The sequence below is a fragment of the Paenibacillus sp. N22P23 genome (assembly GCF_059383735.1).
On record NZ_JBXENT010000005.1, the window covers coordinates 82,164 to 97,226 of the forward strand.

Genomic DNA, 15,063 nt, shown 5'->3' on the forward strand with positions numbered 1-15,063 from the left:
AAGACAACTTCTGCGATTAACACGGGTTATACCCCGATTCTAATGCTTTATTCGGCCAATGGCAAATAGATATTGAACTCCGTACCTTCACCGCTGCTGCTCGAAACCCGTATCTTCCCGCCGTGGTTGCGGACAATGCGATAGCTGACCGAAAGGCCTAATCCCGTGCCCGAAGCCTTCGTCGTGAAGAAGGGGTCAAACAGCTTGGATTTGGTCACGACATCCATGCCTTTTCCATTATCGCGAATCGTAATTTCGGCGTCTTTGCCGTCCCGCCTTGTAATAATATCAATGCGGCCGCTTCGTTCACCGCCCATTTCGTCAATAGCGTCCATTGCGTTACGGACGATATTCAAAATAACCTGCTTCACCTGCTTCACATCAATCGATGTGGAGAGTTCCTCGTCATAGGTTTCCAGATGAATTTGGCAGCCCTTCATGAGCGCCTCGCTGTCGGAGAGGAGGATGACTTCTTTCAGCAGCGAATTAATAAGCACCTTCTGCTTCATCGGGGCAGACGGCTTCGAAGAGTTCAGAAACTCATAAATAATATCGTTCGCACGATCAATCTCAGTCAAGATGATACGGGAATATTCTTCTTTCCCTAACTGGGTGAGGTGAGGCTTTAAGAGTTGGATAAAACCACGGATGGATGTAAGGGGGTTGCGAATTTCATGCGCGATAGCAGCTGCGATCTTACCCAGCATCGCCAGCTTATCGTTCTGATAGGCCGATTGCTCAATCTGCTTATATTCCGTGACATCTTTGACACTGAACAGATAGTCACCATCCAGCTGATCACCATACGTAACGGTTACGAGCAGGAAGCGACCATTCACATCCTGAAACTCCAGGTAACGGCTTCTTCGCAAAAACATTTCTTTATAGAGTCTGAGAATAATGCGCTTCTTGCTCCGACTAAGCTGATTATGCCATAAAATATCGGTTAAATTGCAGCCGATTAACGTTTTGCGAGGGATGTCGAGCAGCTTGGCCATCTGAACATTGATAAAGGAGACAATCCCATCGCTATCTAGAATGGCAATGCCGCTGTCCATATGCTGCAGCACATTTTCGTATTTATTCTTCACCATGCGGAAAGAGCGGTGTGAGCTGAGCAGCATGTCCCGCATCTCGCTGAAACGCTGATCCGGCGTTTGCTCCGGCTGGAGACGGAATCGGAAAGCGACCATGAGCTCAATTAGAAAAATAAACGACCGGCTGTACAACTTGAGTGCTTCCTCTGACTCGACATTGGCAACAAGCATCTGCATCGAATCTTCATGAATCGCAATAATATCTTCCGGATGAATGCCATGAAGCAGCTTTCCGATTTCGGTCGCTTCAAAAAGCGATGCCTCGCTGCCGCTTCGAATATATTCAGCCAGCGCTGGGAAATATCGCTTTCTAATGGCTTGCATTGATTTACTCCTCTCCTGCTGCACAGTTCGGCGAATCCATGCGCAATGGAGAAACAATCCATTTACGGAGCGTTATCATGGTTCCTCGTAACTGATCATGAGACAGCTCAATATCGTCTGCCAGTTTCTCTACCAACTGAAGATGGATTCGACTGGGACCGCGGAAGTGATCGAACAGTCTGATTTCAATGCCGCTCGCGGGTTCCCCTTTGGACGGACTGATTTGCCGAATGGTCATATGTCCCTTCTCCGAGTAAGAAATGAGCTGAAGTGCTAGTTCGGAAATCGTATACGCAATTACGGTCTGATCAACAAGACTGAAGCCGATCGTCTTCGCGATGTTTCTTCCTCTTTGTCGTGCCTTGATCGCATCAGCCTTTTCTCGAATATGGAGCATTTCCATTATTTCTCGCCTCCGCACATCAAAATTGCTTTCTTTATGCAGGTTCCGAGCCCGAGATCGCTTACAATAATCATAGTAATTACGTCCTTTTTCTGTCAACAGGAGATACTGTCGAATAATACCGAAAGAAAGTAGTACGAAAGGCGCAGCTCTGATGCCTGCGCCTTTCGTCTACCTATTCTAATTGCGTTTTCCTTGTCCGCGGCCGTTGTTCCCCTTACCGTTACTGCTGTCTCTACCTTGATTGCGATCGTCATTCTTATCGTCCATTTTACCTTGTTTACTGGACCTGCCGTCGTTCTTATCGTTTTGTTTCCCATTGTCATTATCATTATTGTTGTTCTTACCCGTGCTGCCGTTTTTGCGATCGCCTTGGTTCTTATCATCGTCTGAAACGCCATTATGACGACCATTGGAAGTGTTTTTCACTTCACCTTGGCCGCCTTTTTGGTCGTTGCTGCGATCGTCATTCTTACGATCGTCATCGCTTTGCTTATTGTCACTTTTACCTTTGTCATCATCTCGTTTGTTGTCGTCTCGGTTGTCATCCTTACGAATACCATTTCCCTTCTGAAATGGGTTCTGAGCAGGTGTTAAGGTCGTGACGCCTCCACCTGAAGAATGATCCCCGCGATTCCAGCCTTTGCCAATGACTTTATTACTATCTTTGTTGCTGCTATTGTTATTCCCCTTGTTATTGCCCTTACTGTTTCCTTTATCATTCCCTTTGTTGTTGTCCGTCTTGATACCCTTGCCGCCGCTGCCGTTAACTTGATCCTTGTTCTCATTCATTCCCGATTTATCATTGGAATCTGAACGATTGCCGCGATGACCATCTTTCCTTTGCTCCCGTTTCTCCTGCTCTTTCTTCAGCAGTTCTCTTAAGTGCTCTCGCTGCTGTTCCTTCTGCTGCTCCCATGCCTGCTTCGATGGAGCGGGAGTCGTTTGTTCTTGTTTTCTCACCGTATCCCCTTGCTCTTGACCACTCTTAGCTACAGGTGCCGGCGGTTTGTTGTTTTCATTAATGACTGCTTTCACGCCGCCCCACGGCTTCGCCGTCTGGTGAATCGACTGCGTCTTGAGCTGTTCAATTGACACCTTATGGCCTTGCTGCTTCGCCATTAAGTAGAACGCCAGCTTTCCTGCAGACAGTCCGTCCTGCTTCGCCTCTTCGCGAATCTCTTCAGGCGCAGAAAGTGTTGTCACTTCAATCTTCAAGCTGCGGCCTTTATCCGTCTTCGAGAGCGATTTGCGCACGGCCGCATCCATATGCGTCGTTACTGTATTCTCATATTCTGATACAGCCGGATTAGCGACCAGCACACTTGTAATAATGACGTCGCCTTCACCGCTGTTTAGATACGGACCGGCACTAATTCGATCCATTATGGCTTCCGTGACTTGCTCAAGCGGCAGCCCTTTATAAACCAAACCTTCCGTTACATCCTTGCCATCGTTATTAATCGCCCGCAGTTCTTCAACATGCTCATCCTCTGTGATGCCAAGCTCAATACTTGGATTCACATCCATGGTCAGATAAGCGACAACCTGCGGTCCTTGATTCATGTGGTTTAGCAGAAACGGAACAAAGAGGAGAAGCAGAATCGCTGCCGCGCCTGCGCTAAAGCTGTACAATTTACGCGGCTGGGCGAATCTTCGCTGCTCAGTGAAGTTAAACTCCTCGCCAACCTGAGGCTTCCGGCCTGTAGGCACCTTGCGGAATTGCCCATCCGGCATTAGTAGTATTACGTATTTAGGGCCTGTTTCCATCACAATTCCACGACTCATGCTCTCACTCCTTTCACCTGGGGTTGTTCCTGCTGTGGTGGCTCTTGGGGCTGTATATATTCCTGCAGGTAAGGATAATCACCGTTATGTAGTAGTGCAATGGCTATAATGTATTTACGATTTCGTTCGATCGTTTTGCGGGATACACCCGCCATCTCGCATAACTCTTTAATGGGCAGCTTCTGTTTCGTCTCCATAATCTCGTAGAGCTCCGGAGCGTTAGCAAGTAATTTGCTGATCGAGATAAGCAGAATCCTTGAATCGGAATGCTTCGGCGATAAATCAGGCAGCTCGCCAAACGAGATACCAAACTGCTTCAGCCGGCTGTCGTATTCACTGATTTCAAGCCGCCTAGCCTCCACATCCTGCGAAATGGAGTAACGCTGCAGCGCTTCCTTCGTTTCAATCGGATTGACGGTTAATTCTTCCTCGTCATCCTGATCAAAGGCGCTGTAAGGAACAGTGCCGGAATGCCTTTGTTCTTTTCGCACATAGTCAATAAGCCTGCGCCGAATGACCGTTTCGGCAAAGCCGAGAAACGATTTTCCTGCCTGACTTGAGAATTGTTCAACCGCTTCGTCGAAGGCAGCCAGCGCAATGCTGAACTCATCCGAACGAGTAGGATCAATATATCTTTTGCAGAATCTACTTGTCACCTTCGCTATATACGGCTTATACGACGCGATAAAATCATTGCGCGAAGCTTCTCCGCTGCGGATCATCTCCACCATATCTTCAGGAGTGATTTTCGTATCTAGGGTGACAGCGGACGTATCGGGCTTACCGCCAAAAATCCGTTTGAACAGAACAAGTAACAACCGCTCCACCTCACATTTACATTTTTCGTGATGTCCCTCTTACTTGAGGGGGTCGAACACAATGGTATATAAAAGAAAAAGCCCCCTTCATCAGGAGGCTTTTCGTATCTAGCAATATCCTTCAGAGGTTCGTCGCTGCAGTAGCTTATTACGCCGCTGGTTTAATACGCCGAGCCGCTTTTTCAATTCCGCTTCCCAAGCCTCGTCCGCGATTTGCTTCGCGAAGCTTAAGAGATCAAGTGCCATATCAATTTGATTGGTCACGACATCCATTGGATCTTCGTTCTCATTGTTTACACAGTTCTCGAACAGTTCTTTATCTTCCTGCTCGACATATTCGATGAAGTCGACTTCCGATGCGCCGTCGCCGTGTGCATACTCAGCAAGAATCTCATATTCATTCTCAATCATGTGATGAATTTCAACGCGATGACATACTGGACAGAAAAGAATAGGAACATTATGAATATGCGTGCGAAAATGCTTCAGCGTGCCATTCGTGCCGATCATGCTTGCTCCACAGCAAAAGCTCATGTCAGTCTCCTCCTTAGCCTCCATTACCCTTCATCAATCACATCTGAAACTTTGTATAACTTATTCGCGCCTCTCTGGCAAAATTCCTGCTTTCCTGCGTTTCCAGAGTATAGAAAAACCCGAGGCCTCTTAGAGGTCCCGGGTTAATCGTATGCAAGATGTCGATTCTTATTTCGAAACCAGGTGTTGGTCGCCTGGTTTCCAGTTGATTGGGCACAGACCGCCGGATTGCAAAGCTTGTAATACGCGGAATGTTTCTTCAACACTGCGACCCACATTGTTGTGGTTAACAACTTGGTATTTGACTTCGCCTTCCGGATCAATGATGAACAAACCGCGAAGCGCGATCCCTTCTTCTTCGATCAGGACGCCGTAGTCACGAGCAACGTTCTTCGTGAGGTCAGAAGCAAGCGGGAAGTTCAGCTGGCCTAACCCGTTATCATTAACCGGTGTGTTGATCCAAGCGCGGTGGGAGTGTTTGCTGTCCACGGATACGCCAAGGATTTCTGCACCGACTTTGCCGAATTGACCAGCAGCTTCGCTAAGCGCTGTAATTTCAGTTGGGCATACAAATGTGAAATCAAGAGGATAGAAGAAAAGGACAAGCCATTTGCCTCTGAAATCGGAAAGTGCCGCCGTGCTGAAGCCTTGACCGTTGCCTGTTGCCGTCTCCATCGAGAAGTCGGGAGCAAGGCGACCTACCAAACGTTCTGCCATGTTGTGACCTCCAAGATTACTTCTTCAACGCTGCGATGATGAGATCGCCCATTTCGACTGTGCCGATTGCTTTGCTCTTATCAACAGCAATGTCACCTGTACGGTGGCCAGCGTCTAGAACGGATTTAACCGCATCTTCGATGCTTTGTGCTGCTTCCATGTAACCAAATGTCAAACGGTACATCAGTGCAACCGAGAGAATCGTTGCGATTGGGTTCGAAATGCCCTGTCCAGCAATGTCAGGAGCGGAGCCGTGCACCGGCTCATATAGGCCGAAGCTGCCTTCGCCAAGCGAAGCGGAGGAAAGCATACCGATGGAACCAGTCAGCATCGCTGCCTCATCACTGATAATATCTCCAAACATGTTCTCTGTTACGATAACGTCGAAGCTCGAAGGACGGCGAAGCAGCTGCATAGCGCAGTTGTCGACCAGAACGTGCTCAAGCTCAACATCCGGGTACTCAGGTGCGATCCGGTTTACTACTTCACGCCACAGACGGGAAGTTTCAAGTACGTTTGCTTTATCTACAGAAGCCAATTTCTTGCGGCGAGTTTGTGCAATTTCGAAGCCTTGGCGAGCAATACGCTCAATTTCCATTACGTTGTATACGCAAGTATCTACCGCTTCTTCTCCGTTAGCGCCTTCGCGGCGGAATTTCTCGCCGAAGTAGATGCCACCTGTCAATTCGCGCACAACGATCAAGTCTGTGCCTTCAAGAACTTCCGGCTTCAATGTGGAAGCTTCCATCAAGCAGTCAAATACATTAGCTGGGCGAATGTTGGAGAACAAGCCAAGCGCTTTACGAATACCGAGCAAGCCGGTTTCCGGGCGAAGCTCTTTCGAATTGTTATCCCATTTCGGGCCGCCAACTGCGCCAAGCAGAACCGCATCGGCATTTTTACAAATGTCGAGTGTTTCTTGTGGAAGCGGAGTCCCTTTCTCGTCGATCGCGATACCGCCGAACAAGCCATGTTCGAACTCGAACTGCAAGCCGAACAGCTCCTCTGTTTTCTTCATTACCTTAATCGCTTCGCCAACAACCTCCGGTCCAATTCCGTCACCGGCGATAACTGCAATCTTCTTCACGTCTGCCATGTCTGATTGACTCTCCTTTTATTCAGGACTAGAGAAGAAACATTGTCTTCTATTGCCGCCCTTTGATTATGATTCTCAGTCTACTCCTAGTTGTACCATAAGAAGCCGACATTGACAAAGATATGAAAGCTATGACTTTTATAGGCTGAACGAATAAGCCTCGAAAGCTGTACTTGCGATAGCCAATCAGCTTAACTGAATGCTGCATATCCAATCCCGCTTGTTCGCGCAAACCAATCAGCTTAGCCGAATGCTGCGAGAAAGCGAGAAAGTTGCATCTCGAGAATTTTAACGAACCACAGACGCCTTATTTGTGAGAATATAGCCCCTCAAAAATTCTAACGAATCACTGAGGTCTTATTAGCCCAAAAATGCCTTTTGATGCGATGATATGACTGAATAAGACCTGTACGATTCGTTAGAATTTATTTTTGTTCATAATGGGGCAAATAAGACCTCCTGGATTCGTTAGCGTATCGGGGAGGCAACCAATCCGAGCAGCTGAATGCTGCATGTCCAATCTCGATTGCACACGCAAACCAATCAGCTTCCAACTCAAAATAATTCGTTGTCTTTCGCTCGCTGCGCCGCTTCTTTGCTGCTCTTGCCGCCGAGCTTGCGCAGGATGTTATTCACATGGTTCTTGACCGTACGCAGCGAGAGGAAGGATTTCTCTGCAATTTGCGTCTGACTGTAGCCTTCGTGAATCATCGACAGCAGCTGCACCTCCGATGGCGTCAGCATCCGTTTGAATTTATCCGTTTCATACTCGCGTTCGAGCTTCTTGAGCCGCCTGAACTCCTCCAGCATCAGCCTTGCCGCAGAGCCGTCGATTGCCGATCGATCCTCAGCCGCCTTGCGCACCGCACTCGGAATCGAAGTAAAGTCCGATTTCACCAAGTAATTAACTGCCCCTGCTCGGAACGCCTCCACGACAAAAGCACGATCCTCCATCGAGGTAAGCATAATAACGCGCGCATGTGACGCGACAGACAGCTCTGCTGCCAGCCGTAAGCCCTCCGGACTGTCAGCCAGCATGATATCAAGCAGAATGACATCCGGATTCCTATCCGCCACAACAGCGAGTGCCGCATCCGCGTGATCAGCCTCACCGACTACCTCCATATCAGGCTCACCATTTAAATAGGCGATCAATCCTCTGCGCCAGTCCGGATCATCCTCGACCAATACAATCGAAATCGCTCTCTCGCTCATCTCTCTGCTCCTTTAACCCGTTTGACCGCTTTAAAATGAAACCGCACCACTGTGCCGACTCCCGCCTCGCTGCTGATCCGAAGCTCCCCGCCCTGGCGGCTCATCAGTTGAGCGCAGTATGCCAATCCCAGTCCGAAATTCATCGATTTGCCGCTCTTCGTCGTGAAGAACGGCTCAATGACTTTCCTCAGATGCGAGCGCTCAATACCTGCACCTGTATCGCTAATCTCAATTGTGCTGCCGCGTTTGCCGCCGATTACAGTGACGGTTAAGCTCCCACCGCCTGGCATCGCATCAATTGCATTTTGCAGCACATTATGAATCGCTTCCGACGTTTGTTCTGCATCAGCTACTGCTGTTGCCTGCTCGTCGTAGTGCACGGTTATGCCTATGTCTCGGCTGCTTGTTTGCTCCTCAAGCATCGCCAGCTGATCGCGCACCAGCTCCGTCAGGTGAACCTCCCGCAGCTGCAGACGCAGCTCCTGCGTCCGCTCATGCACGCTGCGAATCATCGCTTCAATATGTCCGGCCGCTGTGCTGATGACGCTCAGATCGCTGCGCAGCTCCTCATTCGCTCCTGCTTCGCGGTTCATTTTATCGGTAAACAGTTTGATTTTCCCGATGTCATTCTTGATCGCATGATTCAGCATCGCCGTGCCGCTTGTAATCGCCCGCAGCGAGTAATTCAATTGCTTGCGCTCAATGAGCAGCTGAACACCTAGAAAACCGAAATTAAACAGGGCAAAGATAAAGATGACGAAAGCAATGCTAATCGGCCATACATTATAGCGCCAGAGTCCATATAGGCCGAAGAGCGGCATAATGAAATTCATCGTCAGCGCGATCAGAACAGCAGGCAGCACAGCGATTAACAGTACGGCATGAGCTCGGCGCTCCGCCGGATGCACATGCGACTTGGTCAGCAGCAGGATCGCGCCGATGATAAAATATGGGATCGCCCAAATGGCGAGTATTTTGAAATGCACAGGATACGACTCTGCTATAGGCAGCGCAAGCATCCCAAGGGGTAGTATAGCTGCCACTGCTGGAAATCTACGAGAGAGCGCAGGCGGTATTCGGTCCGAATTATAGGCTGTCCCGAAGCATAGAAATCCGTAAGGCAATCCATAGTAGCTTGTCCATGAACAGGTGCGCTGGATAATCCGCAGCACATGCTCGCCTGATGCATCGATATCTTGATTAGCCAGCATCGTAGTGATCCAACCTTCCAGAACGGATGCCAGCGCTCCCATCCCACCGCAGAAGGCAACTAAGCTGAGCCAGCGGCCAGCGGCATTTCGCCGGTTTGCCGTAACAAGCAGCACCGCCGTAATCCAAAGCACAATCCACACGAACAGCATCTGATAACGTTCCCCCAATCGGCACGGCGCTCGCATCTCCGGTCACAGACCCGAAGCGACCACGAATGTCGATTTTTTCTATATTATAACATGGCCGAAGCTGATTGGTTTGCGTGTACAATCGAGATTGGACATGCAGCATTCAGCGACAGTAAGCAACGGGCACGAAATCGACTAAACGCAGTCACCGCCAGATTAACCCCCTGCTGCTCCGTGGCAAGGTTTTCATTCTCCCCCATCCAGTAACCACAAAAAAACGCCCTGGCAGCCATAATTGGCCGCCGGAGCGTTCGTTTCACTAGATCAAGCTCATTTTGTCGCGTCTGCCCGGGGACTTCCGCTTCTCCACGAGACGATTCAATGCGTCGATGTAAGCACGTGCGCTCGCTTCCAAAATATCCGTGCTAAGGCCGCGGCCTTGAGCGGATACTTCATCTTGCTTCAGCACAACATGCACCTCGCCAAGCGCATCTTTACCTTGCGAAACGGATTTGATGGAGTAGTCCTCCAGCTCTACCGTTTCTGTTGTCAGCGCATCAATCGCGTTGTAAATCGCATCAACAGAACCGTTGCCTTCTGCCGATTGCTCCTTCACTTCGCCTTCAGCAGTGCGAACACGGATCGTTGCACTTGGAACTGACTTGTTGCCATAGCTGACTTGGATCGTCTCAAGCGAATACACTTCAGGCGTATCGGTGAGTTTCTCTTCCAGCATGGCGCGAATATCCTCGTCCATGACGTTTTTCTTCTTGTCTGCCAAGTCTTTGAATTTCGCGAAAGCCGTGTTTACGGCTTCGTCGTCAAGCTCGTAGCCTAGGTCAATCAGCTTCTCACGGAACGCAGCGCGTCCCGAATGCTTGCCAAGCACAAGCTTGGAATCACGCAGACCGATTGAATCCGGAGAGATGATTTCGTATGTCGTTTTCTCTTTCAACATGCCATCCTGATGGATACCAGACTCATGCGCAAACGCATTCGCGCCTACGATGGCCTTGTTGCCAGGGACAACCATGCCCGTCAGTTTGCTCACGAGACGGCTTGTTTTTGCAATTTCCTTCAGGTTGAGCGTCGTTGTCGCACCGAAGTAATCCGCACGCGTAGCAAGTGCCATCGCGATCTCTTCGAGTGCCGTGTTACCGGCGCGTTCGCCGATTCCGTTGATCGTACCCTCGATTTGATCCGCACCGTTTAGAATCGCTGCCAGTGCATTGGCTGTCGCCATGCCAAGATCGTCGTGACAGTGTGCGCTAAGCTGAATTTTCTCGATGCCCGGCACCTGCTCCTTGAGCGTCTTGAAGATATGACCATACTCGGACGGGTTCATGTAGCCAACCGTATCCGGAATATTAACAACCGTTGCGCCTGCGCGAATCGCCATGTCCGTTACTTGACACAAGAAATCAAGCTCCGTACGGCCCGCATCCTCAGGCGAGAATTCGATTTTGCTAAAATATTGCTTCGCATAACGGATCGCACGCTCTGCTGTCTCCAGTACTTGATCCTTCTCCATACGCAGCTTGTGCTTACGGTGGATTGGGCTCGTCGCAAGGAACAGATGCAGGCATGGATCTTGAGCGCCTTTCAGCGCTTCAACAACCGCATCGATGTCCTGTTCGCGAGAACGCGCCAGGCCGATGACAGAAGCATTCTTGACGGCACGCGCAACGGCATTAACCGCTGCAAGATCGCCCGGGGACGCAGCCGGGAAGCCGGCTTCGATCCGATCGACGCCAAGCTTCTCCAACTGGTACGCAATCTCAACCTTTTCCTTCGTGTTGAGGTTAACGCCCGGAGATTGCTCGCCGTCACGAAGCGTCGTATCGAAAATATAAATTTTACGCATTAGCTACACCTCGGACTCAAGAATAATCCCGGATAGCGAAACGGCCCTGACGCCTCCAGTAGGAGACGCAGGGACCGGTCACTTTATCCGGGTATGCATATTTATACATTCAACCGCAGAATGCTGCCTCCCAAGAACCTGGAAGTCAAACCAATCTGCATAACCGGTTACGGGGATAATGCCTTATTATTTCTTGATCCAGTGCATCAATTCACGAAGTTGACCGCCAACCACTTCGATTGGGTGTTGAGCTTCGTTACGGCGAGTTGCCGTCATGAATGCATTGTTGGATTGGTTTTCCAAGATGAAATCGCGAGCGAATTTACCTTGTTGGATATCTGTAAGAACGGCTTTCATAGCTTTCTTCGTCTCGTCAGTTACAATGCGAGGACCTGTTACATAGTCGCCGTATTCAGCTGTGTTGGAGATGGAATCACGCATTGTGGAAAGGCCGCCTTCATACATCAGGTCAACGATAAGCTTCAGCTCATGCAGACACTCGAAGTAAGCCATTTCCGGAGCATAGCCTGCTTCAACAAGCGTTTCGAAACCTGCTTTAACAAGTGCAGTTGCGCCGCCGCAAAGTACTGCTTGCTCGCCGAACAGATCTGTTTCTGTTTCTTCGCGGAACGAAGTTTCGATAACGCCTGCACGTGTACAGCCGATACCTTTTGCGTATGCAAGACCGATTGCTTTTGCGTTGCCGGTTGCATCTTGCTCGATCGCGATAAGACCAGGTACGCCAAAGCCTTCAACATAAGTACGACGAACCATGTGGCCCGGGGACTTAGGAGCAACTAGCAATACATCTGTGTCTTTACGAGGTTTGATTTGACCAAAGTGAACGTTGAAGCCGTGGGAGAACATCAAAGCTGCGCCTTGTTTCAGGTTCGGCTCGATTTCTTCTTTGTAAACGCGTGCTTGCGTTTCGTCAGGCATCAAGATTTGTACAACATCAGCAAGTTTTACAGCTTCGGCAACGGACAATACTTCAAAGCCGTCGTTTTTAGCTTTCTCAGCAGATTTACCAGCGCGAAGGCCGATAATTACTTTCAGACCGCTGTCGCGAAGGTTTTGTGCTTGAGCATGACCTTGGGAACCGTAACCGATAACTGCGATTGTTTTGCTTTGCAGAACGCTTTGGTCTGCATCTTTCTCATAGTACAATGTAACTGCCATGTGAATGTTGCCTCCTTTAATTTAACCCTTTTGAGCGGGTGTTACAGAAGGGACTAATCAAGCGAACACAATGCTGGTTCCCTCACTCTAACCCCCGCCCAAAAGCGGTGTTGACCTGAATTTTGGACGGGCTTGAAGCTTTACATGCTTAGGTTACCTATGATCTAGTTATCTAGCGTTTCCGCGGATCATCGCCGTTACGCCTGTACGAGACAGTTCGCGAATGCCATATGGCTTCAGCAGTTCGATCATTGCATCGATTTTTTCCGTATCGCCTACTACTTGCACCATCAGCGACGTTGTGCCGATATCGACAACAGCGGCACGGAACGTTTCGACTACGCCGAGAATTTCAGGACGGGACGTTGGTTCCGCACTTACTTTAATAAGCGCAAGCTCACGGCCAACCATCGGATTGGCGCTTAAATCAACGACTTTAATAACGTCGATGAGCTTGTACAGCTGCTTGATGACTTGCTCAAGCATCTTGTCATCGCCGGTTGTGACGATGACCATGCGGGACAAGCCGGTTTCTTCGCTCGTCCCAACCGTAATGCTTTCAATATTGAAGCCGCGGCGTCCAAACAAACCGGAAACGCGCTGGAGGACGCCTGGCTGATCGTTTACGAGAACTGCTACCGTATGTCTCTTCATCATTCAGAATCCCCCATTAGCATTTGGTCAATTGTGGAGCCTTGTGTAACCATTGGATACACATTCTCATGTTTACGAACGACAAACTCCACTACTGCCGGTCCCGGATGATTCATGGCTTCTTGCCATACAGCACGTGCATCTTCTTTATTAGAAGCGCGGAATCCACGAACGCCGTAAGCATCAGCCAATTTCACAAAATCAGGGCTGCCGGAAAGATCGATGTGGCTGTAACGATTGTCATAGATCAACTCTTGCCACTGACGTACCATGCCGAGTACCTGATTGTTGATAATAACGACTTTAACCGGAATGTTGTTGATCGCGCAAATGGCAAGTTCCTGCGCACACATCTGCATCCCGCCGTCACCGTTAATGGAGATAACCAAACGGTCCGGGTTCGCCATTTGGGCACCGATTGCCGACGGGAAACCAAATCCCATCGTACCGAGTCCGCCGGAAGTCACCCACGAGCGCGGCTGATTAAACTTATAGTACTGTGCTGCCCACATTTGGTGCTGGCCAACGTCAGTCGTTACAATCGCTTCACCCTTCGACTCTTCGTAGAGCATTTCGATAACCCATTGCGGTTTCAATTCTGTATCGGAATCTGTATAGCTGTACGGTACTTCCTTACAGGAAGCTGCAAGCTTCGCACGCCATGCATCAGCTTTCTCCGCATATTTCACTTCTTTGTTTGCGATTTGAAGAACAGTCTTCACATCACCAACAATCGGAATGTCCGTCGGAACGTTCTTACCGATTTCCGCCGGATCGATATCGATGTGGACGATCTTCGCCAGCGGAGCGAAGCCGGACAATTTGCCCGTTACGCGGTCGTCGAAGCGAGCACCGATATTGATTAGCAAATCCGCCGATTGAATGGCTGTATTAGCTGTGTAGGTACCATGCATGCCCGGCATACCGAGCCATAGCTCGTTACCGCTTGGGAATGCGCCTAGTCCGAGCAATGTCGTCGTAATTGGAATACCCGATTTCGTAATGAACTCGAGCAATTCCTCATGACCACCGGAGTACACAACGCCGCCGCCTGCCAATACGATCGGACGTTCAGCTTCCGTGATCGCTTTAATCATTTTCTCAACTTGCAGTTTATTCGGCGTAACCGTTGGGTTGTAGCCGCGGATGCTAACTTCCGTTACCGGCTCGAACATAGCAAGCTCGGCGGAAACATCCTTCGGAATATCGATCAATACTGGACCTTTACGGCCGGTATTGGCGATGTGGAACGCTTCATGAATGATACGAGGCAAATCAGCAGCCTTGCGCACCAGATAGCTATGTTTCGTAATCGGCATTGTAATGCCGGTAATGTCAGCCTCTTGGAAAGCATCCGTACCGATAAGTGTAGTCGCTACGTTGCCGGTAATGACGACAAGCGGCACCGAGTCCATATACGCAGTTGCGATTCCTGTGACGAGATTCGTAGCTCCCGGTCCTGATGTTGCGATACATACGCCAACTTTTCCGCTAGCCCGCGCATAGCCGTCGGCCGCATGAATGGCGCCTTGCTCGTGACGGGTCAGCAGATGCTGAAAATCCGAAAATCCGTGCATGGCATCATAAATGTACAACACAGCTCCGCCTGGATAGCCGAACACACACTCCACATCCTCGAGCACCAAGCTGCGAAGCAAAATTTCTGAGCCGGTAATAACCTCCGGTTTTCTCAGGTTTTCCTTAATTTCTTCTTTTGACCTTAACGTTGCATGTTGAGCGACCATTAAGTCGTCCTCCCTTCCTAGGTGAAACGAGTTGGAATATTAGAAAAACAAAAAAACCTTTCGTTCCCAGACGTCTATTGCGTCCAGGGACGAAAGGTTTAGCTTCCGTGGTACCACCCAAATATGTTATACGCCTCACAGCGCATAACCTCATGAGGTAAGAACGAACCATCGTTCATTACCTTGGCACAATAACGTGTGCCTTACGATTTCCCCTAATACGATCTTATCGATCTTTTCAGGGAAACAGCTCCGAGGTGAGCTCGTTGGAAAGGGGTATTGGCGTCGG

At 49.6% G+C, this 15,063-nt stretch carries 13 protein-coding genes; all 13 read right to left on the bottom strand.

What is annotated here, in order from left to right:
* Positions 1–47 precede the first annotated feature (47 nt).
* Positions 48–1,421 carry an ATP-binding protein gene (locus AC506A_RS20625; RefSeq protein ID WP_495462901.1) on the bottom strand — a complete coding sequence of 458 codons (1,374 nt, stop codon included), beginning with the start codon at positions 1,419–1,421 and terminating at the stop codon, positions 48–50.
* A 4-nt stretch (positions 1,422–1,425) separates the two neighbouring features.
* Positions 1,426–1,824 (bottom strand): ATP-binding protein, encoded by a 399-nt coding sequence (locus AC506A_RS20630; protein WP_495462902.1) that lies wholly within the window; start codon positions 1,822–1,824, stop codon positions 1,426–1,428.
* A gap of 180 nt (positions 1,825–2,004) precedes the next feature.
* On the bottom strand, positions 2,005–3,612 hold the full coding sequence (locus AC506A_RS20635; protein WP_495462903.1) for an anti-sigma-I factor RsgI family protein: 1,608 nt from the start codon (positions 3,610–3,612) through the stop codon (positions 2,005–2,007).
* Positions 3,609–4,430 (bottom strand): RNA polymerase sigma factor SigI, encoded by an 822-nt coding sequence (sigI, locus tag AC506A_RS20640; protein WP_495462904.1) that lies wholly within the window; start codon positions 4,428–4,430, stop codon positions 3,609–3,611. The genes AC506A_RS20635 and sigI overlap by 4 nt, the downstream gene beginning before the upstream one ends.
* 108 nt (positions 4,431–4,538) lie before the next feature.
* The gene (locus AC506A_RS20645; protein ID WP_090977421.1) at positions 4,539–4,964 is read right to left on the bottom strand and encodes a hypothetical protein; all 426 of its coding nucleotides are present in this window, start codon (positions 4,962–4,964) and stop codon (positions 4,539–4,541) included.
* Between the two features lie 168 nt (positions 4,965–5,132).
* Positions 5,133–5,681, bottom strand: coding sequence for a peroxiredoxin (locus AC506A_RS20650; protein WP_495462905.1), 549 nt, complete (start codon positions 5,679–5,681; stop codon positions 5,133–5,135).
* 16 nt (positions 5,682–5,697) lie between these two features.
* Complete coding sequence (leuB, locus tag AC506A_RS20655; protein ID WP_495462906.1) at positions 5,698–6,777, bottom strand: 3-isopropylmalate dehydrogenase; 1,080 nt, start codon at positions 6,775–6,777, stop codon at positions 5,698–5,700.
* Between the two features lie 555 nt (positions 6,778–7,332).
* On the bottom strand, positions 7,333–7,992 hold the full coding sequence (locus AC506A_RS20660; protein ID WP_495462907.1) for a response regulator: 660 nt from the start codon (positions 7,990–7,992) through the stop codon (positions 7,333–7,335).
* Positions 7,989–9,353, bottom strand: coding sequence for a sensor histidine kinase (locus AC506A_RS20665; protein ID WP_495462908.1), 1,365 nt, complete (start codon positions 9,351–9,353; stop codon positions 7,989–7,991). Before AC506A_RS20665 ends, AC506A_RS20660 begins: the two co-directional genes overlap by 4 nt.
* A gap of 298 nt (positions 9,354–9,651) precedes the next feature.
* On the bottom strand, positions 9,652–11,196 hold the full coding sequence (locus AC506A_RS20670; RefSeq protein WP_495462909.1) for a 2-isopropylmalate synthase: 1,545 nt from the start codon (positions 11,194–11,196) through the stop codon (positions 9,652–9,654).
* 186 nt (positions 11,197–11,382) lie between these two features.
* Positions 11,383–12,375, bottom strand: coding sequence for a ketol-acid reductoisomerase (ilvC, locus tag AC506A_RS20675; RefSeq protein ID WP_495462910.1), 993 nt, complete (start codon positions 12,373–12,375; stop codon positions 11,383–11,385).
* 168 nt (positions 12,376–12,543) lie between these two features.
* Entirely contained in the window at positions 12,544–13,032 is a 489-nt protein-coding gene (ilvN, locus tag AC506A_RS20680) for an acetolactate synthase small subunit (protein WP_475781214.1), read from the bottom strand.
* A complete protein-coding gene (ilvB, locus tag AC506A_RS20685) occupies positions 13,029–14,774 on the bottom strand; it encodes a biosynthetic-type acetolactate synthase large subunit (RefSeq protein WP_495462911.1) in 1,746 nt (581 codons plus the stop codon). The genes ilvN and ilvB overlap by 4 nt, the downstream gene beginning before the upstream one ends.
* Positions 14,775–15,063: the final 289 nt, after the last annotated feature.